At 71.0% G+C, this 24697-nt stretch carries 19 protein-coding genes and 1 tRNA gene; 10 read left to right on the top strand and 10 right to left on the bottom strand.

What is annotated here, in order from left to right; all coding sequences use genetic code 11:
- Nucleotides 1-52: 52 nt before the first annotated feature.
- Both ACZ5MC_RS19970 and prfB read right to left on the bottom strand, forming a co-directional pair.
- Nucleotides 53-2515 (bottom strand): heavy metal translocating P-type ATPase, encoded by a 2463-nt coding sequence (locus ACZ5MC_RS19970; protein WP_306602248.1) that lies wholly within the window; start codon nucleotides 2513-2515, stop codon nucleotides 53-55.
- Entirely contained in the window at nucleotides 2515-3621 is a 1107-nt protein-coding gene (prfB, locus tag ACZ5MC_RS19965) for a peptide chain release factor 2 (protein WP_464516609.1), read from the bottom strand. The genes ACZ5MC_RS19970 and prfB overlap by 1 nt, the downstream gene beginning before the upstream one ends.
- A 78-nt stretch (nucleotides 3622-3699) precedes the next feature.
- Between prfB and ACZ5MC_RS19960 the strand changes: the two genes are divergently transcribed.
- Nucleotides 3700-4632: an alpha/beta fold hydrolase gene (locus ACZ5MC_RS19960; RefSeq protein ID WP_306602246.1), complete on the top strand. Its 933-nt coding sequence runs from the start codon at nucleotides 3700-3702 to the stop codon at nucleotides 4630-4632.
- Between the two features lie 17 nt (nucleotides 4633-4649).
- Complete coding sequence (locus ACZ5MC_RS19955; RefSeq protein WP_306602245.1) at nucleotides 4650-5594, top strand: outer membrane protein assembly factor BamD; 945 nt, start codon at nucleotides 4650-4652, stop codon at nucleotides 5592-5594.
- On the opposite strand, the gene ACZ5MC_RS19950 is transcribed toward ACZ5MC_RS19955, so the two are convergent.
- The 3 genes from ACZ5MC_RS19950 to murJ form a co-directional block, all read right to left on the bottom strand.
- Nucleotides 5591-8413: an ATP-binding protein gene (locus ACZ5MC_RS19950; RefSeq protein WP_464516608.1), complete on the bottom strand. Its 2823-nt coding sequence runs from the start codon at nucleotides 8411-8413 to the stop codon at nucleotides 5591-5593. The genes ACZ5MC_RS19955 and ACZ5MC_RS19950 overlap by 4 nt on opposite strands.
- Before the next feature lie 86 nt (nucleotides 8414-8499).
- Nucleotides 8500-9627 carry a DegT/DnrJ/EryC1/StrS family aminotransferase gene (locus ACZ5MC_RS19945; protein WP_306602243.1) on the bottom strand — a complete coding sequence of 376 codons (1128 nt, stop codon included), beginning with the start codon at nucleotides 9625-9627 and terminating at the stop codon, nucleotides 8500-8502.
- Nucleotides 9628-9694: 67 nt separating this feature from the next.
- Nucleotides 9695-11311: a murein biosynthesis integral membrane protein MurJ gene (murJ, locus tag ACZ5MC_RS19940; RefSeq protein WP_306602242.1), complete on the bottom strand. Its 1617-nt coding sequence runs from the start codon at nucleotides 11309-11311 to the stop codon at nucleotides 9695-9697.
- Between the two features lie 231 nt (nucleotides 11312-11542).
- Between murJ and ACZ5MC_RS19935 the strand changes: the two genes are divergently transcribed.
- Genes ACZ5MC_RS19935 through ACZ5MC_RS19920 form a run of 4 tightly spaced genes read left to right on the top strand, consistent with a single transcriptional unit; the run spans nucleotide 11543 to nucleotide 14924 of the window.
- A complete protein-coding gene (locus ACZ5MC_RS19935) occupies nucleotides 11543-12982 on the top strand; it encodes a diguanylate cyclase domain-containing protein (RefSeq protein ID WP_464516607.1) in 1440 nt (479 codons plus the stop codon).
- A gap of 7 nt (nucleotides 12983-12989) precedes the next feature.
- Nucleotides 12990-13700 (top strand): monofunctional biosynthetic peptidoglycan transglycosylase, encoded by a 711-nt coding sequence (mtgA, locus tag ACZ5MC_RS19930; protein WP_306602240.1) that lies wholly within the window; start codon nucleotides 12990-12992, stop codon nucleotides 13698-13700.
- A 13-nt stretch (nucleotides 13701-13713) separates the two neighbouring features.
- On the top strand, nucleotides 13714-14046 hold the full coding sequence (locus tag ACZ5MC_RS19925) for a hydrogenase maturation nickel metallochaperone HypA/HybF (protein ID WP_306602296.1): 333 nt from the start codon (nucleotides 13714-13716) through the stop codon (nucleotides 14044-14046).
- 2 nt (nucleotides 14047-14048) lie between these two features.
- Nucleotides 14049-14924 carry a DMT family transporter gene (locus ACZ5MC_RS19920; RefSeq protein ID WP_306602239.1) on the top strand — a complete coding sequence of 292 codons (876 nt, stop codon included), beginning with the start codon at nucleotides 14049-14051 and terminating at the stop codon, nucleotides 14922-14924.
- A gap of 66 nt (nucleotides 14925-14990) precedes the next feature.
- Here the strand turns inward: ACZ5MC_RS19920 and ACZ5MC_RS19915 are convergent, their stop codons facing one another.
- On the bottom strand, nucleotides 14991-16160 hold the full coding sequence (locus ACZ5MC_RS19915) for a M29 family metallopeptidase (protein ID WP_464516606.1): 1170 nt from the start codon (nucleotides 16158-16160) through the stop codon (nucleotides 14991-14993).
- Nucleotides 16161-16195: 35 nt separating this feature from the next.
- A tRNA-Thr gene (locus ACZ5MC_RS19910) sits at nucleotides 16196-16270 on the bottom strand.
- Between the two features lie 77 nt (nucleotides 16271-16347).
- Between ACZ5MC_RS19910 and ACZ5MC_RS19905 the strand changes: the two genes are divergently transcribed.
- The 4 genes from ACZ5MC_RS19905 (at nucleotide 16348) to ACZ5MC_RS19890 (ending at nucleotide 20281) form a co-directional block, all read left to right on the top strand.
- Nucleotides 16348-17148 carry a hypothetical protein gene (locus tag ACZ5MC_RS19905; RefSeq protein ID WP_464516605.1) on the top strand — a complete coding sequence of 267 codons (801 nt, stop codon included), beginning with the start codon at nucleotides 16348-16350 and terminating at the stop codon, nucleotides 17146-17148.
- A gap of 83 nt (nucleotides 17149-17231) precedes the next feature.
- Nucleotides 17232-17651 (top strand): bacteriohemerythrin, encoded by a 420-nt coding sequence (locus ACZ5MC_RS19900; protein WP_464516604.1) that lies wholly within the window; start codon nucleotides 17232-17234, stop codon nucleotides 17649-17651.
- A gap of 2 nt (nucleotides 17652-17653) precedes the next feature.
- Entirely contained in the window at nucleotides 17654-18664 is a 1011-nt protein-coding gene (pta, locus tag ACZ5MC_RS19895) for a phosphate acetyltransferase (protein WP_464516603.1), read from the top strand.
- A 45-nt stretch (nucleotides 18665-18709) separates the two neighbouring features.
- Nucleotides 18710-20281 (top strand): caspase family protein, encoded by a 1572-nt coding sequence (locus tag ACZ5MC_RS19890; RefSeq protein ID WP_464516602.1) that lies wholly within the window; start codon nucleotides 18710-18712, stop codon nucleotides 20279-20281.
- 1 nt (nucleotide 20282) lies between these two features.
- Here the strand turns inward: ACZ5MC_RS19890 and ACZ5MC_RS19885 are convergent, their stop codons facing one another.
- From ACZ5MC_RS19885 to ACZ5MC_RS19875, 3 genes are all read right to left on the bottom strand, one after another.
- Complete coding sequence (locus tag ACZ5MC_RS19885) at nucleotides 20283-20765, bottom strand: SRPBCC family protein (RefSeq protein ID WP_306602233.1); 483 nt, start codon at nucleotides 20763-20765, stop codon at nucleotides 20283-20285.
- A gap of 32 nt (nucleotides 20766-20797) precedes the next feature.
- Nucleotides 20798-23344, bottom strand: coding sequence for a HEAT repeat domain-containing protein (locus tag ACZ5MC_RS19880; protein ID WP_306602232.1), 2547 nt, complete (start codon nucleotides 23342-23344; stop codon nucleotides 20798-20800).
- Nucleotides 23345-23421: 77 nt separating this feature from the next.
- Nucleotides 23422-24687, bottom strand: coding sequence for a beta-ketoacyl-ACP synthase (locus ACZ5MC_RS19875; protein WP_464516601.1), 1266 nt, complete (start codon nucleotides 24685-24687; stop codon nucleotides 23422-23424).
- Nucleotides 24688-24697: the final 10 nt, after the last annotated feature.

Raw genomic sequence — 24697 nt, 5'->3', positions numbered from 1 at the left:
AAGTGTTCATTTCGATTATTGATTTTAAAACAAAATAAACATTAATTAAGTGTCAGGCCACCGTCTCGAGATCCCTTGGCCTGGAATCCAAAGAGAGCTTCCTCGCACTGTTCAATACCACACTGATGCTTGAAGCCATCATGGCCGTCGCGGCGAGGATCGGGTGGATGTGGCCCGTGAGAGCCAGAGGGACGAGCATGGCGTTGTAGACCATCGCCCAGCCGAGGTTCTGCCGTACCCGGCGCATGGCAAGGCGGGCGAGTCCGAGGAACTCCGGGATCCTGCGCAGGTCCCGGTGGACCAGCACCAGGCCCGCGGTCTCCAGGGCCACCCCGGCGCCGCTTCCCATGGCGATGCCCAGGTCCGCCTGGGAAAGGGCCACGGCATCGTTCACGCCGTCGCCGGCCATGGCCGCGGGTCCGATGTTCTGCTGGATCCACGCCAGTTTCTCGCCCTTTTCGATCGGTAGGGCGCCAGCCACGACCCGGTCCTCCGGAATGCCCACGCGGGCGGCCACTTTGATGCAGGTCTCGAGGCGGTCGCCGCTCACCAGCCAGCAGTCGATCCCCATGCGCCGGAGGGCGGCGACGGCGGCGGGGGCCTCGGGCCGCAGGCTGTCCCCCAGGCCCCACAGGGCCAGGCACGCCCCGTCCCGGGCCACCATCACGAGGGAGCCTTCGAGGCCGTCCCCGGCCCACCAGGCCTCGGGGGCGGCGACGCCCTGGGCCCGAAGCCAGGAGGGGCGGCCCACCAGGACCGGTTCGCCGTCGAGGGTGCCGGAGACGCCCAGGCCGGGGTGGTTGACGCGGTTCTCCACCCGGGGCAGGGCGGGGCCCCCGGCCAGGGCGCGGGTGGCCCCCTCCCGGAAGATGCGCTCGGCCAGGGGGTGCACGGCGATCTCCTCCAGCGCTGCGGCCAGGGCCAGCGCCTCGCCTTCAGGCGCGGCGAGGCGGACTCCGGTGAAGTCGAGCCGGCCGGTGGTGAGGGTCCCGGTCTTGTCCAGGACCAGGGCCTTGATGCCGGGCGCCTTCTCGAGCACGTCGCCTCCCTTGAGAAGGATGCCGCGCCTCGCGCACTCGGCCACGGCGGCCACCAGCACCATGGGCGTCGCCAGGCCCAGGGCGCAGGGACAGGCCACCACCAGCACGGCGACGCCGGCCATGAGGGCCTGGGCGGCGGTGGCGGCCCGGGCGTAGGCCACGAACCCGGCCAGGAGCGACAGGGCGATGACCACGGGCATGAACACGGCTGCGATGCGGTCCGCCAGGAGCTGGATGGGGGCGCGGGCCGCCAGGGTGCGCCGCACGCGCTGGACGATCTGGGCCAGACGGGTGCCGGCGCCCACGGCCATCGCCTCCATTTCCACGGTGCCCGAGGACAGGAGGGTCCCCGCGAAGGCCTGGGAGCCCGGCGCGAGGGCCACGGGCATCTGCTCGCCGGTGAGGGAGGACGTGTCGGCCCAGCCCCCGCCTTCCACCACCCGGCCGTCCACGGGGATCCGGCTCCCCTGCCGGACCCGCACCCGGTCGCCTTGGGCCACGGCGTCCAGGGCCGTCTCCCGCCAGGCGCCCTCCACGAGCACCTCGGCGCTGGGGGCGGAGAGCTGCAGGAGGCCGGCCACGGCCCTGCGGGCCTTGCGCCGCGCGCCGCCCTCGATGGCGCGGCCCACCACCAGGAGCGACACCAGCATGGAGGCCGTGTCGAAATACACATGGTGGGTGTGGAGCGCGAGGGCCGAGTAGAGGCTCACCGCGAAGGCCAGCAGGGCCCCGAAGCCCACGAGGCTGTCGGTGTTCGGGGAACCCAGGCGGATCCGGCGCCATCCGGTGACCATGATGGGCCAGCCGCAGTAGAGCAGGACGGGCAGCGCGGCCAGGCCGGTGGTGAGGGTGAAGGCGTCCCGCACCGTCATCGGCAGGGGATCCGGGTCGTAGATGCGCTCCATGAACACCAGGTCCGCCAGCCAGCGCGCCCCGGTGTCGTGGGCGAAGGCGGCGTACATCACCATGGCGTTCATCATGGCGTTGGCGCCCAGGACGATGGCCAGGACGAGCCGAAGCGGCCCGTGGACGCCGGCGTCGCGCTCGTCTTCGGGATCCAGGGGGCTCTGCTCGTGGGCGGGGAAGCCGTGGCGCGCGCAGTGGGCGGCTATGGCTTCCTTGGATACCCGGCCGGGCGCGTAGAGCACCTGGGCCACTTCGGAGACCGTCTCCACCGTGGCCTTCACGACGCCGGGCCGGGCCTGGAGGATGCCCTCCACCAGGGGGGCGCAGGCCGCGCAGGCGATGCCGTCGATCTTGAGCCAGAGCTCCAGGTAGGGGCCCGGGGGCAGGGCGGCGTCCGCCCCCGCCTCGCCCTTGAAGCGGGGCCCCATACGCCGGGCCTCCTCCGGGCCGAGGATCTCGAAGACCGTGGCGCAGCCGGGGCAGCAGAATTCCAGCGTGCCGCCCTCCAGGTGCCGCACCGTCCTGGTCTCGGCGATGGGGGAGAGGCAGAGATCGCAGTGGGCTTTCACTAACCCTCGGTCTTCAGGCTCTTTGCGAGGAGTTGCGTGCGGATGAAGGCGTCGAGGTCGCCGTCCAGGACCTTCTGGGTCTGGCTGGTCTCCTCGAGGGTGCGGTGGTCCTTGACCATCTGGTAGGGGGCCAGGACGTAGCTGCGGATCTGGGAGCCCCAGGCCACGTCGGACTTCTCGCCCGAGGCCTGGGCCACCTTCTCCTCGAACTTGCGCCGCTCCAGCTCGTAGAGGCGCCCCTTGAGGACCTTGAGGGCCGAGGCGCGGTTCTGGATCTGGCTGCGCTCGTTCTGGCAGCTCACCACCAGGCCCGTGGGCAGGTGGGTGAAGCGCACGGCGCTCTCGGTGCGGTTCACGTGCTGGCCGCCGGCGCCGCTGGCCCGGAACACGTCGATGCGCAGGTCCTTCTCGGGGATGTCGATCTCGATGGTGTCGTCCAGCTCGGGGCTGACGTAGACCGCGGCGAAGCTGGTGTGCCGGCGCTTGGCGGCGTCGAAGGGGGAGATGCGCACCAGGCGATGGACGCCGGCCTCGGCCCGCAGGTAGCCGTAGGCGTAGGGGGCCGACACCAGGAAGGTGGCGCCCTTGATGCCGGCCTCGTCCCCGTCCTGGTAGTCCAGCATCTCGGTCTTCCAGCCCTTGGTCTCGCAGTACCGGAGGTACATCCGCAGGAGCATGGCGGCCCAGTCGCAGCTCTCGGTGCCGCCGGCCCCGGGGGCGATGGCCACGATGGCGTTGCTGACGTCCAGCTCGCCGGAGAGCATCATGCGCAGCTCGGCGTCCTCGATCTGGCGGCGCAGGTCCCCTTCCAGGGACTCGGCCTCCAGGAGCATCTCGGCGTCGTCCCGGGCCAGCTCCAGGGCCGTCTCCAGGTCGTCCAGGCCGCCCCCCAGGCGCCTGGCCAGGGCCAGCTCGTCCTGGATGACCCCGCGCTTCTTCAGGATGGGCTTGGCGGCGTCCGGGTTGTCCCAGAAGCCGGGAGCCGCCGTCTGCTCTTCCAACTGCTCGAGTTCCAGGAGCTTGCGGTCGGGGTCCAGGTGCCGGCGCAGCTGGCCGACCCGGGGTTCCAGTTCGTTTTTTGCTCTGACGAGGCTATCAAAGTCCATCCCCCATCGTAGCCGTTCCGGGGCCCCTTCCGAAACCTGGGGGGGGAAGTTCCGCGAATCCCAAGGTATCCTCAGGGGATGCCGGAAACCCTTTCCATCCTTCCCGAGGACATGGAGCCCACCGCGAGGGGGTTCCTGACCGGGCATGGGGGCACCCCGCTGGCCTGGGCCCGGTGGGACCACCCCAGCCCCCGGGGCCGGGTGGTGATCTCCCCGGGCTACGGGGAGCACGGGGAACGCTACCGGCACACCGCCAAGTGGCTGCACCGCACCGGATGGTCCGTCACGGCCATGGACCACCAGGGTTTCGGCCGCAGCGGCGGGGTCCGGGGCGACGCCCGGGGCATCAAGGCCCCGGTGGAGGACCTGGCCCTGGTGCTGCGCCAGGAGCGCCTCAACGACACCCTGAGCCGGGGCTCCCTCCGGCCCGTGTGGCCCCAGGTGCTGCTCGGGCACAGCTTCGGGGGCCTGGTGGGGCTCCTGGTCCTGCTCTGGCACCCGGACACCCTGGACGCGCTCATCGCCTCCAGCCCCGCGGTGGCCCTGCGGGAGATCCCGCTGCCCCTGCGGCTCCTGCAGAAGGTCCTGCTGTACGCCGCCCCCCACCGGCCCCTGGACATCAAGGGGGACAAGACCCAGGTGTGCTCGGACCCCGTGCTTGTCCAGCGCTACTGGGACGACCCCCTCTGCCACCACCTCATCACCGCGGCCTTCCTGGACGCCATGGAGGAGGGGCGCCGGGAGCTCCTGCCCATGGGCGCCGAGCTGGAGCGCCCCATCCTCCTCCTGGAGGCCGGCCAGGACACCATCGCCGATCCCGACGGGGCCGAGGAGCTGTGGAAGGCCGTCCCCCAGGGCCGGCTGGAGCGGCACCGGCTCCCGGGCTTCCTCCACGAAGTCTTCCATGACCTGCGCCGGATCGACGCGGAACGCATCACCGAGGAATGGCTGGCCAAGGTTTTTCCTGCCAAGGCAGGAACCAATGCCCTTCCTGCCGCCATGTTGAATTGAGAAACCAAAGGAAATCCATGAACCTCACCCGAACGCTTCCCATTCTCGCCTGCGGCCTCCTGCTGATGGTCGGGGCGACGGCCTGCAAAAAGCCCAAGGCCAAGGCCGAGGAGGCCCTGGGCCAGACCGCGGCCCAGATCCTGGCCGAAGGCGAGATCTACCTGCAGAACGGCAAGTGGGAGGAAGGCCGCAAGGTGCTGCGGGTGATCGAGGAGCGCCTGCCCTCGTCCAAGGAATTCCCCCTGTCCAAGCTCATGGTCGCCGACAGCTTCTTCTTCGGGTCCACCACCACCTACCCCGAGGCCCTGGTGGAGTACCAGAGCTTCCTGAACTACTTCCCCCGGCACGAGCGCAGGGACTACGCCCTGTACCGCATCGCGCTCTGCCACTACGCGGTGATCGAGAACGCCGAGAGGGACCAGTCCGAGACCCGCAAGGCCCTGGACGCCTTCCAGACCCTCCTGAAGGAGGCCCCGGGCTCCGCCTACGCCGTGGACGCCAAGGCCAAGATCACCCAGTGCTGGCGCCGCCTGGCGGAATCCGAGCTCATGGTGGGGATCTTCATGGTGAAGAACTACCAGTTCGCCCCCGCCGAGATGCGCCTCAAGACGCTGATGGAGACCTACCCCGAATACGTGGACCGGGAGCGGGCGTACTACTACCTGGGCGAAGCCATGCGGCAGCGTCCCGTCAACACCGAGGTCATCAAGCAGTTCAACAAGGACTGGCTGGCCAAGGTCAAGAAGGACGAATTCCCCAAGCTCACCAAGGAGGAGATGGCGGAGTTCTCCAAGGCGTTCAACGTCCTGGTCAAGGAAGAGCTGGACAAGTACAAGGAAGAGGCCAAGGGCTTCTACCAGAAGCTGGTGGAGAGCTACCCCGGCAGCGAGTGGGCGGGGCGCGCCAACGACCGGCTGCTCGAGATGGGGCAGACGGGGCGCAAGGAAGAACTCGACAGCTAGATCGCCGCCAGCAGGTCCCCCAGCTCCCGCCTGTCCAGGGGCTTCTGGAGGAATCCGGCGAAGCCCTGCTCCCGGAGCTGCCCGGGGCCTGCGGTCCGCGGGAAGCCGCTGACCAGGATGATGGGCACCTCCGGGTCGATGCCCCGCAGGGTGACGGCGAGCGCTTCACCCGAGGATCCGGGCAGGACCATGTCCAGGATCACGGCCTTGAGGGCCCCGTGGTGGGCGGTGAAGTGGGCGAGGGCGCCCTGGGCGTCCGCCACGGCGTGGACCGCGTAGCCCAGGGACTCGATGGCCATGGTCGTGGCGGTGCGCACCAGGTCCTCGTCCTCCACCACCAGCAGGCGGCCCGTGCCGGTGGGCAGGGGGCCCTGGGCGCCGGGGGAGGCCTGCCTCAGGCCGGGCTGGGCCAGGGGCAGGTAGAGGTGGAAGACGGTCCCCTCCCCGACGCTGGACTCCACCGTCACCGCGCCCTTGTGCGAGACCATCGTCCCGAAGACCGCCGCCAGGCCCAGGCCGGTGCCCTTGCTGACCTCCTTGGTGGTGAAGAAGGGATCGAAGATGTGGCCCAGGTTGGCCTCGGGGATGCCGCAGCCCTGGTCGGCCACCGAGACGTGGAGGTGGGCCCCGGGCTCCAGCCGGAAGCCGCCCTGGGAACAGTCGGCCTCCTCGATGGCCAGGGTCTCGGTGGCGAAGGTGAGCACGCCGCCGTCGGGCATGGCGTCCCGGGCGTTGACCCCGAGGTTGAGGAGGGCGCTTTGGATCTGGGAGGGATCCCCCACCACCGTGGCGTCGGCGGCCAGGAGGCGCAAGTCGATCCTGATCCTGCGGTCGATGGTGCGCTCCAGGAGCGTCACCGCCTCCTGGATGATGAGATGGACGTCGGTGGGGGTGGAGAGGACCTTCCCCTTGCGGGCGAAGGCCAGGAGCTGGCGGGTGAGCTGTCCGGCCCGGTCCGCGGCGGCCACGATGGTTCCGGCCAGGCGCGCCGGCCGCTCCCCCTGCACCTCCTCGTGGAGGAGCTCGGCCGCGGACCGGATGGCCGAGAGCATGTTGTTGAAGTCGTGGGCGACCCCCCCGGCCAGCTGCCCGAGGGCGTCCATCTTCTGGGCATGGTGGAGCTTGGTCTCCATCTCGCGGATGGCCGTGAGGTCCCGGACGATCACCATCAGCAGGTCGTCGTCCTGGTGCCGGAACCGGGTCACGGTGATGTCGCTGTCGAAGAGCGTCCCGTCCGCGCGCCGGCACTGCCACGGGAGCCGCTGCACGGATCCGCCCAGGGCGGCGGCGGCCAGGCGTTCCCCGTGGTCGCGGGAGTGGCTGCCGTCGGGCTGGCGCACCGGCGCCAGGACCCAGGGGGGTTCGGCGGCCTGGAAGATCTGCAGGTACCGGGGGTTGGCGTCGACGACCTCGCCGCGGCGGAGGACGGCCACGGCGGCGGGGACGGCCTCGAACAGGGTCCGGAAGTAGGCCTCGCTGCCCTTCAGGGCCTCCTGGGCCTCCTCGGCCTGGGTGACGTCGTAGACGATGCCCACCATGCGGGCAGGCCTGCCGGAGGCGCTCTTGAGGTTCCGTGCGGCGACCCTCAGGTGCACGACGGAAGCGTCGGGCTTCCGGGCCCGGAACTGGGCCAGGTGGAGGCCCTCGGCGGCCAGGGCGGCCCGGAAGTCCGCGCGGACCCGGTCCCTGTCCCGGTCATCCACCCGGTTCAGCCAGGCCTCCCCCGGCGAAGGCAGATCCTCCCTCCGGAGGCCCAGGAGCCGGTACATGCCGTCGTCCCAGTGGAGGCGCCGGCGGTCCAGGTCCCAGTCGAAGATGCCGATGCCCGCGCCCTGGGCGGCGATGGCGAGGCGCTCCTGGAGCAGGAGGGCCGATTCGGCCGACTTCCGGCCCCGCCGCTGGAGGACCAGGATGCCGGCGCAGCCGGCCACCAGGAGGCAGGCCACCGCGGCGTTGATCTTCAGGTCCCGGTGCCACTGGGCCAGGGCGCGGGCCTTCCGGTAGCCCGCCACGGTGTAGAGGGTGGTCCCGGGAACCTGCCATCCGGCCCAGATGTGCGGCTCCTGTTCGCCCATGGACGCCCCCTCGAAGGCGATGGGGCCCTTCCAGATGGAATCCATCCGGGGCTCCACCAGCCGTGTGCCGATGGGGCCCGCGGGCGACCGCGCGATGAGCTGATGGTCCATGGCGTGCAGGGACAGGACCCACTGGGCCTGGTCCACGGCCACCATGACCGTGCCGAGGGCCTCGGTGTCCAGCGTCGCTATGACGAGCCCGGCGAATCGCCCACCGGCGTCCGTGACGCGCCGGGATGGGAAGATGCCCCAGCGCCCGGAGACCCTGCCCAGGAACGGGTCGGAAACCCGCATCTCGTCGGCGATGGCATCCCGCTGTTCCTGGAAGTAGTTGCGGTCCGCGATGTTAACGTCCGGCAGCAACTCGGTGGAGGAGAAGACGTAGCGGCCATCCGGGCCTACCACGTGAAGCAGCAGGACTTGCGGAACCTTCGCGGCCTGGCGGCGGAGGTAGGCGCGCATGGCCGCGTCCCGCGCCGGGGAGAGGGCCCTGGGGCCCCGGAGGAGGTCCTCCGGGTCCAGGTGCTCCCGGATGTCCAGGAGGAGGAGGTCCACTTCCTTGAAGATCTCCTGGACCCGGTGGGCGGTGGCCTGGGCCCGGTTCGCGGCCCGGGTGGAGATGATCTCGAGGTCCCGCCTGCGTCCCTGCACGAGCATCCAGGTCTGGAACCCCAGGGCCAGGAGCATGGTGATCACGACCGTGACGGTCAGGCTATCGAGCCAGGCTGGACGGCGGATCTTCACGGGGGCCCCACGAAACCAAAGGGGCGGATTCTCCCTGGGTTCTATGGACTAATCGGAAGCTGGCGATGAAGTCTTAAATTTCCGGCCTACCTGGCGCCGAAGAAGCTCAGCAGCCCCTGGGCCACTTCTTCGAGCATCGCCGGGGTCATTTCGGGGTAGACGGGCAGGCTGAGCACTTCCTGGCTGGCCAGCTCGGATTCGGCCAGTCGGCCCTTCTTGTAGCCCAGGTATTCGAAACAGGGCTGTTCGTGCAGGCAGATCGGGTAGTAGACGGCGCAGCCGATGCCCAGGCCGCGCAGGTGGGCCATGAGGGCGTCCCGGCGCCCGCCCTTCACGCGGATCGTGAACTGGTTATAAATGTGCCGGCCATCGGGGACCTTTTCCAGGGGCAGGACCATCTGGTCGGGGGTGATGGCGGCCAGGCGCTCGATGTACCACGCCGCGTGCCGGCGCCGACCTTCGTGCCAGCCCTCCAGCATGGGCAGCTTGGCGCGGAGCACCAGGCCCTGGAACTCGTCGATACGGCCGTTCATGCCGATCTCGTGGTGGACGTAGACGGGCTCCATGCCGTGGACGCGCAGGCGGCGGACCTTGGCGGCCAGGGCCTCGTCGTCCCGGATCAGGGTCATTCCGGCGTCCCCGAAGGCGCCCAGGTTCTTGGTGGGGTAGAAGCTGCACCCCGTCATCTGGCCGAACTGGCCCGCGGAGAGGCCCCAGCCCTTGGCGCCCAGGGACTGGCAGGCGTCTTCCAGCACGGGGATGCCGTGCTTGTCCGCAACCGCCATTATGGCGGGCATCTCGGCCAGCTGGCCGAAGAGGTGCACGGGGATGATGGCCTTGGTGCGGGGCGTGATGGCCGCCTCCACCAGGGCGCCGGTGACGTTGAAGGTTTCGGGGTCCAGGTCGATGAAGACCGGCGTGGCCCCCAGGCGGGACACGACGCCCGCGGTGGCGAAGAAGGTGAAGGAGGGGAGGATCACCTCGTCCCCGTGCTTGATGTCCAGCGCCATGAGCGCCACCAGCAGCGCGTCGGTGCCGCTGGACATGCCCACCGCGTATTTGGCGCCCGAATACTCGGCCAGCTCGGCCTCCAGGCCCTTGACGTTCTCGCCCAGGACGAAGCTGGAGCGGTCGATGATGCTGGACAGCCCCTGGAGGATCTTCTCCTTGACCGAAGCGTTCTGGGGCGCGAGTTCGAGCATGGGCACGGACATGGAAACTCCTGTGAATTCCTAGATTATGCCAGTGCCGGCGGCCGCCCGCACCCAATTGGGGTCCGCGTCACGTTTTCCGGCCCAGTTTGCGGGCCAGCAGAGCGGCCAGGGAGGCCCCCTCGGGCACCCGGAACAGCAACAGGAGGGCCCCGTAGGAGAGCCCGCACAGACCGATGAGGGGGAAGAGCCGGGCGCCGGTGCCCCCCAGCCCCTGGAAGGACGAAAGTCCCAGGAGCCTGGCCCCCAGCCACGCCAGGAGTCCCATGAGGCCCGCCGCCAGCCCCATGGAGAGCCACCCGCCCACCACCTCCCGCACGGGGAGGTCCGGCATGCGCCGGCGCAGTCCGGCCACCATGAAGCCCAGGCCCGCGATGCTGGCGAGCCCGTTGGCCAGGGCGATGCCTCCGGTGCCCAGGGGCTTCATGAGGATGTAGGAGAGCACGACGTTCACCCCCATCCCGAGGAGGGCGGCGTAGGCGGGACGGCGGTAGTCCTTCAGGGCGTAGAGGCACTGGGCGGTGATGCGGCCCGTGGCCACGAACAGGATGCCCACGGCCTGGAAGGCCAGGGTGGTGGCGGTCCACTCCACGTCGCGGGCCGAGTAGCGCCCCGTCTGGAAGATGAGGGCGATGATGGGCCGGGCCAGGACCGCCATGCCCACCGCCCCCGGGATGGCCAGCACCGCGGTGCCCCGCAGGGCCGAGGCCAGGCTCGCGCGCAGGCCCGGAGCGTCCCCGGCGTCCACCAGGCGGCTCATGGCCGGCAGGCTCACCGTGGCCACGCTGGCCGCGAAGACCCCCAGGACCATCTCGCCCATCATGTTCGCGTTGAAGAGCACCGCCTGGGCGCCCACGGCCAGCTGCGAAGCCAGGGTGGTCGAGATCAGGACGTTGATGGGGTGGATGCCCGTGCCCAGGATCCCCGGCGCCATGCGCCGGAGGGCCGTGCGCACCCCGGGGTCCTCGAGGTGGAGGCCCCAGCGGATCCCGTAGCCCAGGCCCCGGAAGGCCGGCCAGAGGATGAAGAGCTGGACCAGGCCCCCGGCCAGCACCGCCACCGCCATGACCACCGCGGCCCGTTCCGGGGCCCGCCAGGCCCTGGGCCCCCAGGCGAGGCAGGCCAGGGTGATGCCGATGAAGGCGGCGTTCCAGAACGTGGACACCGAGGCGGGCAGGCCGAAGCGCCCCTTCAGGTTCAGGACCGCCGACAGCCCCGCGGTGACGCTCACCAGCGCCAGGTAGGGGAACATGATGCGGGCCAGGGTGGTGGTGAGGAGATACTCCGGCGGCCCCGGCTGCAGGCCCAGGACGATGTCCCACAGCAGCCCGGCCTGGTGCCCCCAGCCCGCGCCGGGCGCCAGCCTCCCCATCACCTGGAGGCCCGCCAGCAGCCCCATGGCGGGGATGCCCAGGGCGCACAGGCAGGTCAGGAGCAGGGCCAGGGTCCCCAGGAACCGCGCCACCAGGTCCCTTGCGGCCTCCTCGCCCCGGGCCGCCTCCACCTCGCCCACGGTGGGGAGGAAGGCCGAGGTCATCGTCCCCTCCGCCGTGAACCGGCGCAGGAGGTTGGGGATGCGGAAGGCCACCAGGAACGCGTCGGCCGCGGGGCCCGCCCCCAGGTAGTACGCCACCACCCGGCTCTGGAGCATGCCGGTGATGCGCGAAAGGAGCGTGAGCGAACCCACGACTCCGGCGGACCGGAGCAGGGAGGCGCCCGGTTTCCCGGTCTTGGCTTGGGGCGGGGTGATGGAGGACTCCTTGGATTGGAAGGGGTGGACGGATCACTTTAGCAAAATGTCGGACCGCCGCGTTGGACGTGCCGAATTCAAGCAATAAAAAATTCATTGCAATGAAGGACGCTGATCGTAATTTGGGTTCCAGAGCTTGATGGGATGGCTTGGCTGAATGAATTTATCATGAAAAACCTAGACGCCAACCCCTTCGCGCCGCTTCCGGTTTCCGCGGGCCTCCTCGACGGCCCCGTGGTGACGGCCCTGCTGGAAGCCATGGGCTGCCACGCCTTCATCCTGGACCTGGACCTGCGTCTGCTGGCCTTCGACCCGGGCGCCCCCGCGGCCCTGGGGCTGGGCGCGGGGCCCGGGGGTCCGGACATCGTGCCCCTCCTGGCCCGCACCCGCGCGGCCTCCCGGGGCTACCGCCTCTGCGGCGCGCCCCTGCCCCTGGGAGGCGGACCGCACCTGTGGGTCTTCGAGGATGCGCGCGGCCAGGAACGGCGCGGGGAGCTGGAGATGATCTTCCTCCACGAGCTCCTGGGGACCCTCGCCCCCCGGTGGGGCGGGGAGGGCCCGGACCTTTGGGAGACGGCCCTGGGAATCTACCGGGAAGTGGTGGTCCCGCGCCTGGCCCTGGACCGGCGCAGGGAGGTCCCGGGAGCCCGCGCGCTGGAGCAGGGGGAAGCGCCCCGGTGCGAGGCGGAGGCCGCGGTGCGCACGCACCTCGGGTCGGCCCCCAAAGTGCTGGTGGTGGATGATTCCACGATGGTCCGCAGGCTGCTGGCCGCGGTCCTCGGCAGGGAATTCCGGGTGCTGGCGGCCGAGGACGGCGATGCGGCCCTGGCCCTCGCCCTGGAGGCGCGGCCCGACCTGATCCTCCTGGACGCGCTCATGCCCGGCATGGACGGCTTCACGGCCTGCGAGCGCCTCAAGGCCGACGCCCGCACCGGGGAGATCCCGGTGCTCTTCCTCACGGCCCTGAACGGGGAGGTGGACGAGATCCGGGCCCTGGAGGCCGGGGCCATCGACTTCATCCAGAAGCCCATCAACGCCGCCACGGTGCTGGCCCGGGTGCGCAACCACATCGAGCTCAAGCGTTCCAAGGACAGGCTCCTGGCGCTCGCGGTGCAGGACGGGCTCACGTCGCTGTCCAACCGGCGCCACTTCGACCAGGTCCTGGCCCGGGAGTGGCAGCGCTGCCGCCGCGAGGGCAGCCCCCTGGCCCTGATCCTGGGCGATGTGGACTGCTTCAAGAACTTCAACGACACCTACGGCCACGTGGAGGGCGACGCCTGCCTGAAGGCCGTGGCGGCGGTCTTCGCCGCGGCCCTGCGCCGGCCCGGGGACATGGCCGCCCGCTTTGGAGGCGAGGAGTTCGTGTGCCTCCTTCCCGACACCGACGAGGCAGGCGCACAGGCGGTTGCCGAGCAGATCACCGCGGCCCTGGCGGACCTGGGCCTTCCCCATGCAGGTTCGGACGTGGCCCCGCACGTGACCGCGAGCCTGGGCGTGGCCGCCGTCTGCCCCACCCCGGACGACGTGCCCGGCAGCCTGGTGGACGAGGCCGACCGGCGGATGTATGAAGCCAAGCGCAAGGCCAAGGCCCGCCGTCTTAGGGCATAATTGCCCAATGAAGAATCGACCCGTGTGGAAGCGCCTCCTGCGCTGGCTGGGCTTCGGCCTCCTGGCCTGCGTGGCCGCCAGCATTGTCGCCGTGCTGCTCTTCCGCTTCGTGCCCGTGCCCGGCTCCGCGCTCATGGCCGAGCGCCGGATCCTGTCCCTCGGCCGGGACAAGCCGTACCGCCCGCGCCACGTCTGGGTCCCCCTGGAGGACATCGCCCCGGCCATGGGCGTGGCCGTCATCGCCGCCGAGGACCAGAACTTCCCCGACCACTTCGGCTTCGACTGGAAGGCCATCGAGAAGGCCGTGGCCCACAACGAGCGAAGCCGGAAAAAGCGCGGCGCGTCCACCGTCTCCCAGCAGACCGCCAAGAACCTCTTCCTGTGGGAGAGCCGCTCCTGGGTGCGCAAGGGCTTCGAAGTGTACTTCACGCTCCTGCTCGAGGCCGGCTGGTCCAAGCGCCGGATCCTGGAGGTCTACCTCAACATCGTGGAGTTCGGCGACGGGATCTACGGGGTCGAGGCGGCCGCCTCGAAGTACTTCGGCAAGCACGCCAGGTCGCTGACCCCCTCCGAGGCCGCGCTGCTGGCTGCGGTCCTGCCCTCCCCGCTCAAGTACCGCGCCGACGCGCCCAGCGCCTACGTGAGGGGCCGCCAGGAATGGATCCTCAACCAGATGCGGATGCTGGGGGGAACCCAGGTCGTGAAGGCGCTGGGGTGACCGCGTGCACGAGATGAGCCTCATGGCGGGCATGCTGGGAATCATCGAGGAGCGGGCGGAGCTCGACGGCTTCACCCGGGTGGTCCGGGTGGTCCTGGAGATCGGCCGGCTCTCGGGGGTCGAGCCCGAGGCCATGCGCTTCGCCTTCGACGTGGGCACCCGCGGCTCCGTGGCCGAAGGCGCGGAGCTGGACCTCCTGGAGACCCCGTGCCTGGCCCGGTGTCCGGAATGCCGGGCCGAGTCGCCCCTCGAGGCCTTCTACGACCCCTGCCCGGCCTGCGGAGGCTTTCCCATGGAGATCCTCCGGGGCCGGGAGATGCGGATCGTCGCGCTGGACGTGGAGTAGGCGTGGCCGGCGGACCCCCGCCCCGGGCCACCCTGGCCCGCGCCGCCCTGGCGGGGTCCGCGGCCTGCTTCGGGCTCATGGCGGTCCTGGCCCGCAAGCTGACCCAGCCCGGAATGGGGTTCACGCCGGGGCACCTGTCGGTGCTCCGGTTCGTCGTGGGCATCCTCCTCTGCCTGGCCGCCTTCCGGATCCGCCCGAAGCTGTACGCCCCCCACGGCTACGGCGTCCTCGTCTCCCGGGGCATCACCGGGGGTCTCGTGGTGGTGCTCTACTTCTACGCCCTGGCGCACATCCCGGCCGGGCAGGCGGGGATCATCTACAACCTCTTCCCCGTCATCGCCACGGCCCTGTCGCTCCATTTCTTCCGGGAGCGCCCCACGGTGCACCTGCTCCTGGCCGTTGCCGCGGCCTCGGCGGGGGTGGTGCTGGTGCTCGGGCAGGGCACGCTGGCCCTGGGCTTCGGCCGGGGGCAGCTCGCGGCCCTGGCCGCGGCCTTCTTCGCCGCCACCAGCGCCATCGCCATCCGTGCCGCCCGCCCCACCAACAACGCCACCACCATCTTCTTCTTCTTCAGCCTGGTGGGCCTGCCCGTGGTGGCCCCCTTCGCCCTGGCCCCCTGGCCCCGGGAGCCGCTACCCTGGCTGCTGGGCCTCCTCATGAGCTTCATGGCCTTCCTGGCGCAGCTGCTCATGGCCGAAGCCTACGGTTCCCTGTCCATCTCCGAGGCTGCCGTGTGGCTGCAACTGACCCCCATCGCCACCTACCTCATCGCGCTGCCGGTGCTGGGGGAGCCGGTCACGGGCTTCGGGCTGGCGGGCGTGCTGCTCACGGTCGGGGGGGTGGCCTACGGCACCCTCCTGGGGCACCGGCGCCCGTGAGGCCGGGCACGCTCCCAGGCGCCGCACGGTCCACCGGGTGAGGCAGGCCAGGTCCCATGGCGGTTTCTACAGGCCGCCCCCGGCGAAGAGTCCGGGCACGTAATCCCCTTCGCGCATGAGGGGGAAGGCCTCCCCGCCCTCCAGCGCCAGGGTCACTTCGGCCACCGCCACGTCCGGCTGGGTTTCGGGAACGTAGACGCGGTCGATGTGCACCACGGCCTCGGGCCGGCTGAAGGCGGCGGGCCCCACCTGGCCTCCGAAGTGCTCGCTGCGGCCGAAGGCGATGTGCAGGCCGAGCTTCTCGTCCAGCAGCACCGTGCCCACGGGCTTGACCCCGAAGGCGGCCAGCACGCCCAGGCCCAGTTCGGCCAGGTTGCCGTAGGCCGGCTCCGCCTTGAGCAGCGCCGCTTCCCGGGCGGCCTCGGGGCCTCCCGGGGCCACGCCGACCGCCACGTTGCCCTGGATGCGGTAGCACACCACCTCGGGGCCGAACTGCACGGGCAGGGTGCCTTCGCTGAGGCTGGGAACGCCGTCCCGCTCCCCTTCGTACGGCACGATGTAGGCTTCGCCGGAGGGCAGGTTGCCGGCGGTGCCGGGCCGGGGCAGGAGGCCGCCGCTGGCGTGGGCGGCGCGGTGGCGCAGGTCCAGGTGGAGCCGGGCCTCGCCGCCGGGATGCCGGAAGCGCAGGTCGGCCCCCGTGGCCCGGTCCAGCAGGCCCTTCAGGAGCTCCACCCGGCGGTTCACCTCCTGGTAGTCCAGGCGCAGGCTGGGGAGCATGGCGGCGGTGAAGCCGGGCATGGTGGCGGCCCGGATGGGGTGCTGGCGCGCCGCCACCTTGAGGGGCGCGGTGGCCGAGAAGGTGGTGAGGGCGATGAGGATGGAATGGTCCGCGTAGATCTGCGGAAAGGGCACCGCCGCGGCCGGGTCCAGGTCCCCGGCATGCTGGGGCGGGGCCCCGCCGCGGTGGATCCAGGCGCTGCCGGGCAGGTCGCCGTTGTTGGTGTGCACGTTGGGGTAGGCCACGAGGTGCACGGGGAAGCCCAGGTCCCCGCTGCGCGCGGCCAGGGCCTCGACCCAGGCCGCCGCCAGGGCCCGCCGCTCCCGCCATTCCGGCTGGTCCGGCACCTGGCCGTCCGGCAGGTCCACCAGCACCGCCAGCCCCCGGTCCCCGGGGCCGGGCGCGAACACCCGGCGCACCAGCGCCACCAGTTCGTCCGTGGTCATGCCTTGGGTCATGGTCGCCTCCCCTGGGGTACGCATGCCCCGGATCCTGGAGCCGCCTGTCGGATTTGAACCGACGACCTTTCGCTTACAAGGCGAGTGCTCTACCCCTGAGCTAAGGCGGCTGGGCAGCCAGTATAGCCTGGGCCCCTTCCGTCCGGAACGGAGCCCGGTCAGACTCGCCTCCAGCCCGGAGGCCGCCATGCTCCTGAGATACCTCCTGATCACGACGTGCTGCCTCGCCGCGGCCGCGGACCCGCTGCTGGAGATCGACGCGGCCTTCCATCGGGCCTACGCGGAGGCGAGGGCGGGGGCCCTGGCGCGGCAGGGGCCGGTGCTGGTGGTGTCGGGGGATTCGCTGCAGCTGTACCGGGGCGGGACCCTGGCGGCCGAGGCCGTCATCCGGCCGCCGCGCTACCACCGGCTCAAGGGCCTCAGCCACGTTCCGCTGGCGATCCGGCTCGCGGCGGGGGACCGGGGGCGGCTCGCCTCCCTCCGGGAGAACCTCGCGGCCCTGGAGCCGGGGACGGACGGGGTGCGGGCGCCCTCCCTGGCCTTCCTGGACGGGGCGCTTGCGCGCGGGGAGGTCTCCGGCCTGGATGCATACTGCGCGGCCATGCGGGGGCCCCTGGAGGCCCTGGCCCGGGAGGCGGCGGCCCTGGAGCTGGAGGCCCTGGAACGGGAGGTGCGGGCCTGGCGCCGGGATCTGCTGGCGGCGGACTGGGACCGCGTGCGGGTGGTGGTGATCGGCTCCCACATGGCCCGGGAGGGGGAGGTGGGCTGGCAGTTCTTCACCCGGCTCCTGGGGGAGGCCCGGGAAGGGGGGCGGCTGGTGTTCGCCGAGGAGAAGTGGGACCCGCGGGAGGCCCTGAAGCTCCTGGCCACCCACCTGGTGGACGGGGACCTGGGCCGGGCCTTCTTCGGGGACCCGGACCGCATGCACCGGGACGTGCTGGCGCCCGGGGCCAGAATTTGGCTGGATTCCCATCCCCTCCCGCGCTGAACCCGGCTAAGCTTTCTGCCTAAACACCCACATCCCCCGGCAGGAGATCCGTCTCCGGCCCCGGCTTTTTCCAGGAGGGCTCAATGGCCGCGATCATCTGGGACCAACGACTGGAGACGGGGTGCGCCGGGCTGGACGAGCAGCACCGGACCCTCATCGACACCTTCAACCGCCTGTGCGCCCTGGCGGGCCGCTCGGAGCGGAACCGGGACGAGTTGGAGGGGTGCCTGATCTTCCTCAGGGACTTCACCCTGGTGCACCTGGAACTGGAACAGGAACTCATGGCGCGCCACGGCTACCCCTTCGAGGCCGAGCACCGGCGCCTCCACTCGGAGCTGGCCCGGGACCTGGAGGGGATCGTGGACGGTTTCCGCAGGGGCGAGAACGAGCTCAGTCCGGTTACCCTGGAGTATCTGGATGACTGGCTGCAGAGACACATCCGGGAGGAGGATTTCCGGCTGGCGGAATTCCTGAGCCGCGCGGAAGCGCAGACGAGAGGGTAGCAATGAACGCCAATCACGAGACCTGGTTCACCGAGTTCCGGAAGCGCGCCAAGGGCCTGTACCGGCACATCGTCCTCCCCGAGGGCGTCGACGACCGCACCCTCAAGGCCGCCCACAGCCTGCTCCAGGACGGCATCTGCCGCGTCACCGTGCTGGGCGACCCCGCGCGCATGACGGCCCGGGCCGCCGAACTGGGCCTCTCCCTCCAGGGCGCGGACCTGCGCGACCCCGCCACCGACCCCGAGACCCCCGAACTGGCCGGGGCCTTCTTCGAGGCCCGCAAGCACAAGGGCATGACCGAGGCCAAGGCCCTGGACACCATCCGGATGCCCCTCTACTTCGGCGGCATGATGGTCAAGCTGGGCAAGGCCGACGGCTTCGTGGCCGGCGCCCTGAACACCACCGGCGAGACCGTGCGGGCCTGCCTGCTCACCATCGGCTGCGCCAAGGGCATCAAGACCGTGTCCTCCGCCTTCCTCATGATCCACCCCGATCCCGCCTTCGGCGAGCGCGGGGCCATGATGTTCGGCGACTGCGCCGTGCTGCCCGATCCCGACGCCGAGCAGCTGGCCGAGGTCGCCATCGCGTCCGCCGACAGCGCCAAGGCCATGCTGGGCGTGGAGCCCAAGGTGGCCATGCTCTCCTTCAGCACCGCCGGCAGCGCCGAGCACCCCCTGGTGGACAAGGTCCGCGCCGCCCTCGCCAACGTGCGGGAGCGCCGCCCCGGGCTCCAGGTGGACGGCGAGATCCAGTTCGACGCCGCCATGATCCCCGCCATCGGCCAGAAGAAGTTCCCGGGCTCGGCCGTGGCCGGCAAGGCCAACGTCCTGGTCTTCCCCGACCTGAACGCGGGCAACATCGGCTACAAGATCGCCGAGCGCTTCGGCGGGGCCTCCGCCAACGGCCCCTTCCTGCAGGGCCTCCTGAAGCCGGGCAACGACCTGAGCCGCGGCTGCACGGCCGAGGACATCGTCAACACGGTGATCCTCACGGTGCTCCAGACGGCCATCTGACCGTTCCAGGTATATCCTGGGATTTCCCAAACCCGGGAGTCCCCCATGCGCCCACCAGCCCGATGGCTTCTCGCCTGCATGCTCCTTTTCTGCGCGGGCCCCGCGCCGCTGTCCGCCGCCGCCCAGAACCGGGTGGCGCTGGTCGTCGGCAATGATTCCTACCAGAACGTTCCTTCCCTGAAGAACGCCAGGATGGACGCCCGGGCCATCGCCCGGGAGCTGGAGCGGGCGGGGTTCACGGTGAACCTCCGGCTGGACGTGAACGAGAAGGGCATGAAGGAGGCCATCCGGACCTTCAAGGGCCAGGTGGCGGGAGGCGACGTGGCCGTCTTCTACTTCTCCGGCCACGGGGTGCAGCTGGGGGGCGCCAACTACCTCCTTCCCGTGGACATCCGCAGCGATTCCGAGGACCAGGTCAAGGACGAGGCCGTGCCCCTGCAGCGGGTGCTGGACGACCTGCAGGAGCAGAAGGCCCGGTTCTCCCTGGCCATCATCGACGCCTGCCGGAACAACCCCTTCCAGCACCGGGGCCGGGCCCTGGGCGGCCGGGGGCTGGCGGTCACGTCCGCCGCCACGGGCCAGATGGTCCTCTTCTCCGCCGGGGCGGGGCAGCAGGCCCTGGATTCCCTGGGCCCCAGGGACAAGAGCCCCAACGGCCTGTTCACCCGCGTGCTGCTCAAGGAGATGGACAAGCCGGGGATCCCCGTGGACAAGGTGCTCCGCAACGTGCGGGACGAGGTCGTCAAGCTGTCCCAGGCCGCCGGGCAGGAGCAGGTGCCCGCGCTCTACGATCAGGCGCTGGGCGAGTTCTACTTCTTCCCCGCCAGCGGGCGGCCCGCCTCGGAGGCGCCAGCCCCGGCTCCGCCCCCGGCGGCCTCCACCCTGGGGGCGCCGCCCGCGGCGGCCTCCCTGCTGGGCGGCCTGCAGGTGTCGGCCAACATCCCGGGCGCCAAGATCTATGTGGACGGCGTGCTGAAGGGCACCGCCTCGCCCACCGAGGCCTTGAACCTGCGCGACCTGCCCATCGGAAACGTCTCGGTGAAGGCGGAGGCCGACGGCTACCCGCCCCGCACCCAGGTGCTGGAGATCCGGGAGGGTCAGTGGACCCAGGCCAAGCTCGTGCTCTCCCGCGGCGGCCAGGCGCCCGCCGAGGCGCCCCGGACGATCTGGTCGAAGCTCAATCCCGCCACCTGGATCGGATCGGGTTCCAAGAGCGGGGCGGCTCCCGACGGCACCGCCCTGTCCGAGGCCGCCATGAAGGGGGACGCCGCCAAGGTGCGGACCCTCCTGGACGCGGGTGCCAACCCTTCGGCGCTGGACAAGTGGGGCTGGTCCCCCCTGCACTGGGCCGTGTACTACGGCAAGGCCGAGACCCTGGCCCTCCTCCTGGACCGGGGCGCGGACCCCAACCTGAAGGCCGCCAAGTCCTACCGGAACTGCAAGGCCGGATGCACGCCCCTGGTGGTGGCGGCCTACTTCGGGTACGAGGGCTCCCTTGCCGCGCTGATGAAGCACCGGGCCGATCCGCGCCTCGCCGACGCCGACGGCAAGAGCGCCCTGGACTACGCCGTCCAGTTCCGCTTCGACGCCTGCGCGGCCCTGCTCCGGAAGAAATAGGCTAGAGGCCCTTCACCGCCTCCATCAGCTGGTCCAGGGCCTTGCCCCAGCCTTCATGGAAGCCCATGGCGGCGTGGGCCTCCCGGTCGGCGGCGTTGCGGTGCATGGCGACGGCGCGGTACAGGGTGCCCGCGCCGTGGGCCTCCAGGGTGACGACGGCGGTCATGGTGGGGCCGTGGGGGCCGGGGTCCGCGGGGCGGAAGCCGGGCGCCAGGGCGTTGGTCCAGACGAGCCGCTCGTGGGGGACCACTTCAAGCCAGGTGCCGGTCATGGGGAAGTCCTCCCCCTCGGGCGACTGCATCACGACGTGGAGGATGCCGCCGGGCTGGAGGTCGATCTCGCAGGCCACCGTCTTCCAGGGGGCCGGGGTGAACCACTTCAGGGCGAGGGCGGGGGTGGTCCAGGCCCGCCAGATGAGGGCCCGGTTCACGGGCACGATCCGTTCGAGGACAAGGTCGAGATCGGGGTCGGGGGTGCGCGTCATGGCAGGCCTCCTGGGCGGCACCCGACAGCTTACTAGCGGATGAGGTACTGCCTCAACACCGCCTTCACCTCCTCGGTGGGCTCGTTCTCCATGGCCATGGCCATGGCCTCGCGGGCCTCCTGGCTGTTCATGGCGGCCAGGGCCTTGGCGGCGGCGATGCGGATGCCCACGGGCTCCCGGCCCTTGAACAGGCCCTTCTTCTGGAAGAGCTCCTGCAGGGGCCTGACGGAGTCGTTGCCGGGGATGCGGCCCAGCACCTCCACGGCGCGCAGGCGCAGCCGCTGGGCGTCGTCGCCGGACGCCTTGTCCGGGTTGAGCATCCGCAGGACGGCGGGGAGGGCGGCGGGCTCGCCCAGGTCGCCGATGAGGTTGAGGGTCTCCAGCTGCGCGGCCACGTCGGAGTCCGCCAGGGTCTCCGCCAGGGCCATGGCGGCGGCGGGCTTTCCGGCCAGGGCGGCCACGGCGGTGACGGCGGTGCGGCGCACGCGCATGTCCTGGTGGCTGACGGCAAGCAGCATGTCGGGCAGGACGGCCTTGTCGCCGGCCTGGGCCAGGAGCATCAGGGCCGCGTCCACCATGTGCCAGTGCGAGGAGGCAAGCTGTTCCTGGAGCACGGGCACGGCGCGCCTGCCGATGGCCCGCAGGGCCTCCACCAGGTGGGTGCGGTGGCTGGGGTCCTCCTCGATCTCCAGGCTCACGGCGAGGTGGGCCGCGGCGGGGGTGCCGATGAGGGCGAGGATGGAATGGACCTGGGGGATCGGGAGCCCCGCGCCCTTCTGGAAGAGCAGGGGCACGAGGAGCGCGATGTTGGCCGACGAGCCCAGGCGCGCCAGGAGGTCCCGCATCAGCTGGGGCTTCCAGGACGCCGCGCCCACGCTGGGGTAGGCCAGGTCGCCCAGGTTGCGCATCTCGTTGTGCAGGGCCGTGAAGTTCCCCGCGGGGATCCACCGGTTGAGGATGGCCTCCACGGTCTGGGCGCACCACTGGGCCACCAGCTGGTCGTTTTCCGCCGACAGGCGGTAGCGCGCCGAGGCCAGCATGCGGTTCTCCAGGTCCAGGGGCAGCCCGGTCTCCGGGAGGCCCTCGGCCAGGTTCGCCAGGATCTCGGTGCCGTGGCGGCGCACGGACTCCTGGGGGCTGCTGAACTCCTCCTCCAGCTGCGCGAGCATGGAACGGATGTCGTCCACGCGCTTGCCCCGGATGAGCTGGCGTCCCAGGGTCATGACGAGGTGGGGATCGAGCTTGTGGATGGCGTGGCGCTCCAGGCTCATGTGGAGCTTGGTGTCGGTGCCCTGGCATTCCCATTGGATGGCTTCCTTGAAGTCCTCCACCTCCTGCATGCCCCAGCCCTCGAACTGGAGCCGGCCGCGGATGGCGTCCAGGGAGAGCTCGCGGTCCGGCACGCACTGCATGAGGGCCACGGTGAGCAGCGCCAGGTCGAACATGGAGGGCCGGTGCGCCACGTGGGTGTGGGCCACGGCCTGGGCCAGGAGCTCCGGGGCCAGGAAGTCCAGGGCGCGCCGCAGCGCGTGCTCCCCGGGAGGGAAGCCGGGGACGCCCAGGAGGATGTTCCCCTGGTCCGCGGGCTCGAATTCGGAGAAGGCCTTGCGCAGGGCGTCCCGGATCGTTCCGGGGTCCATGGCCTCCAGCATGAGCCGGGCGCCGGCTCCCGCCATGCAGGCGTAGCTGGGCATGGTGAACCCGAAGCGCTTGAGGGAGTCCCGGTGGTCGACGCCCCAGGGGGACCGGGGCCCGGCCTTGTCCACGGGCGTGGTGGCCGACAGCGCGGACCGGAAGAGGCTGGACAGCTCGTCCCGCAGGGCCGCCGGGGAGGGCGGAAGGGGGGCGGCGGGCTCCGGCCTGCCCGCGGGGAGGGGAGCCGGGGCGGCCTCCTCGGGAAGCTCGACCAGCTCCTCCACCTCATGGGGCACCTGGACCCGGGCGAGCTCCTCCGGAGTCAGGGGGGCGGGTTCCGGGAAGGCGAGGGGGACCGTGGGCGGCAGCGGGCCGGAATCCCCGGCGGGGCTGCCCGATACCCAGGGGATGGGGTCGAAGGAATCCGGGATGGTCTGGGGCACGCTCCGCTCCGGGGCGGCGAACATCTTCTCCCAGTCCAGCTCCACGTCCGAGGCCCGCAGCGGGGTGGCGACGCGGGGGGGCGGCAGCTCCACCTTGGGCAGCACCCGCAGCAGGCCGTCGTCGGGCAGGAGGGTGGCGGCGCCGCCCATCTCCGACACGCGCTGGGGGCGCATCTGCAGGATGAAGAGCAGGGTCCGGATCTCCTCGGGGTCCAGGCCCGGCACCAGCTCGATTCCGCCGATCTCCCGGGCGTCCATCTCCCGGGCCAGGGCCATGGCCGCGTTGGGCGCCCCGGTGACGGGCTCGTCCTGGCAGGAGAAGCCCACGCCGCTGGTCACCAGGCGGATGGTCCCGAACTCGGCCAGGAGCGCGGGCAGGTAGTCCTCCAGGTCCGCCTGGCTCTTCAGGGCCAGGGGGTGGTCCGGGGCATGGTGGAGCTGGGCCCGGAGGGCCTGGTGGAGGAGCTCGATGAGACGGGTTAGCGACTTTGGAGCGGGCATGGCCTCCCCGTAGACGGACGATCCCCAGAGGTGGGTAGTAAAATATTAATGTACTTTCCCTGGGGTGGGGGTTTTGTCTAGGGTTCGCAGCGGATGATGAGGCTGGTGTTGATTCCGCCAAAGGCGAAATTGTTGTTCATGAAGATGGGGCCGCGGGGGGCGCGGCCCGCGCCCTGGAGGTAGTCCAGGGGGCCGCAGCGCTCGTCCACGTCCACCAGGTTGAGGGTGGGCGCCACCCAGCCGGTGCGGGTCATGTGGATGCCCAGCCAGGCCTCGATGGCGCCGCAGGCGCCCAGGGTGTGGCCCAGGTAGCTCTTGAAGGAGGCGATGGGCACCGCCCGGCGGAAGGTCTCCCAGGTGGCCCGGCTCTCGGCGATGTCGCCGTGCTCGGTGGCGGTGCCGTGGGCGTTGACCCAGTCCACCGCCTCCGGGTCGAGCCCGGCGTCCCGCAGGGCCGTGGCCATGGTGGCGGCCATGGTGGGCATCTGGGGCTGGGTGATGTGGGCGCCGTCGGAGTTGGTGCCGAAGCCCAGGATCTCGGCGTGGATGCGGGCGCCCCGGGCCAGGGCCCGCTCGCGCTCCTCCAGCACGAAGGTGCAGGCGCCCTCGCCCAGCACCAGCCCGTCCCGGTCCCGGTCGAAGGGCCGGGGGGTGAGGTGGGGCTCCCCGTTGCGCAGGCTGGTGGCGAACAGCGTGTCGAAGACCGCCGCGCTGCAGAAGGTGAGCTCGTCGGAGCCGCCGGCGACCATGGCGTCCTGCATGCCGTACTTGATGGACTCGTAGGCGTAGCCCAGCCCCTGGCTTCCCGAGGTGCAGGCGCTGCTCGTGGGGATCACGCGGCCCGTGAAGCCGAAGAAGAGCCCGATGTTCACCGCGGCGGTGTGGCTCATGAACTGGATGTAGCCGGTGGCGCTGATGTTGGAGGATCCTGCGGCCGTCAGGGCCGAGCCCAGCGAGAGGATCGGCTCGAGGCTGCCCGAGGAGGAGCCGTAGGCCACGCCCATGCGGCCGCCGGTGACGATGGGGTCCCCCTTCAGGCCCGCGTCCTCCATGGCCAGCTCCGTGGCCCGCACCCCCAGCATGGCCACCCGGCCCATGGACCGGCTGAGCTTGCGGGGGTAGTGGGCGGGGGTGGCGAAGTCGGCGATGGGGGCGCCCAGGCGGGTCTGCAGGGCCGGGTAGACGTCCCACTCCGGCATGGCGACCACCGCGCTCCGGCCTTCGCGCAGGCGCGCCTCCACCGTGCCCCAGTCGTTGCCCAGGGCGGTGACGGCTCCCATTCCTGTGACTACCACGCGTCGTTCCAAACCTTGCCTCCATGAGCCAGCCGGGTTCCAGGGCATGGCTGATCGG

Source organism: Mesoterricola sp. JemC181, from assembly GCF_055384585.1.
The sequence above is the reverse complement of the archived record's forward strand: the minus strand, read 5'-3'. Positions and strand labels throughout refer to the sequence as shown.

Coding starts and splice junctions, on each gene's coding strand:
- ACZ5MC_RS19905 (WP_464516605.1), top strand. CDS start 16,348: ATGCTCCTGAGATACCTCCTGATCACGACGTGCTGCCTCGCCGCGGCC.
- prfB (WP_464516609.1), bottom strand. CDS start 3,621: ATGGACTTTGATAGCCTCGTCAGAGCAAAAAACGAACTGGAACCCCGG.
- ACZ5MC_RS19875 (WP_464516601.1), bottom strand. CDS start 24,687: ATGCCCTGGAACCCGGCTGGCTCATGGAGGCAAGGTTTGGAACGACGC.
- ACZ5MC_RS19880 (WP_306602232.1), bottom strand. CDS start 23,344: ATGCCCGCTCCAAAGTCGCTAACCCGTCTCATCGAGCTCCTCCACCAG.
- ACZ5MC_RS19915 (WP_464516606.1), bottom strand. CDS start 16,160: ATGACCCAAGGCATGACCACGGACGAACTGGTGGCGCTGGTGCGCCGG.
- ACZ5MC_RS19955 (WP_306602245.1), top strand. CDS start 4,650: ATGAACCTCACCCGAACGCTTCCCATTCTCGCCTGCGGCCTCCTGCTG.
- ACZ5MC_RS19900 (WP_464516604.1), top strand. CDS start 17,232: ATGGCCGCGATCATCTGGGACCAACGACTGGAGACGGGGTGCGCCGGG.
- ACZ5MC_RS19885 (WP_306602233.1), bottom strand. CDS start 20,765: ATGACGCGCACCCCCGACCCCGATCTCGACCTTGTCCTCGAACGGATC.
- ACZ5MC_RS19935 (WP_464516607.1), top strand. CDS start 11,543: ATGAAAAACCTAGACGCCAACCCCTTCGCGCCGCTTCCGGTTTCCGCG.
- mtgA (WP_306602240.1), top strand. CDS start 12,990: ATGAAGAATCGACCCGTGTGGAAGCGCCTCCTGCGCTGGCTGGGCTTC.
- ACZ5MC_RS19925 (WP_306602296.1), top strand. CDS start 13,714: ATGAGCCTCATGGCGGGCATGCTGGGAATCATCGAGGAGCGGGCGGAG.
- ACZ5MC_RS19960 (WP_306602246.1), top strand. CDS start 3,700: ATGCCGGAAACCCTTTCCATCCTTCCCGAGGACATGGAGCCCACCGCG.
- pta (WP_464516603.1), top strand. CDS start 17,654: ATGAACGCCAATCACGAGACCTGGTTCACCGAGTTCCGGAAGCGCGCC.
- ACZ5MC_RS19945 (WP_306602243.1), bottom strand. CDS start 9,627: ATGTCCGTGCCCATGCTCGAACTCGCGCCCCAGAACGCTTCGGTCAAG.
- ACZ5MC_RS19890 (WP_464516602.1), top strand. CDS start 18,710: ATGCGCCCACCAGCCCGATGGCTTCTCGCCTGCATGCTCCTTTTCTGC.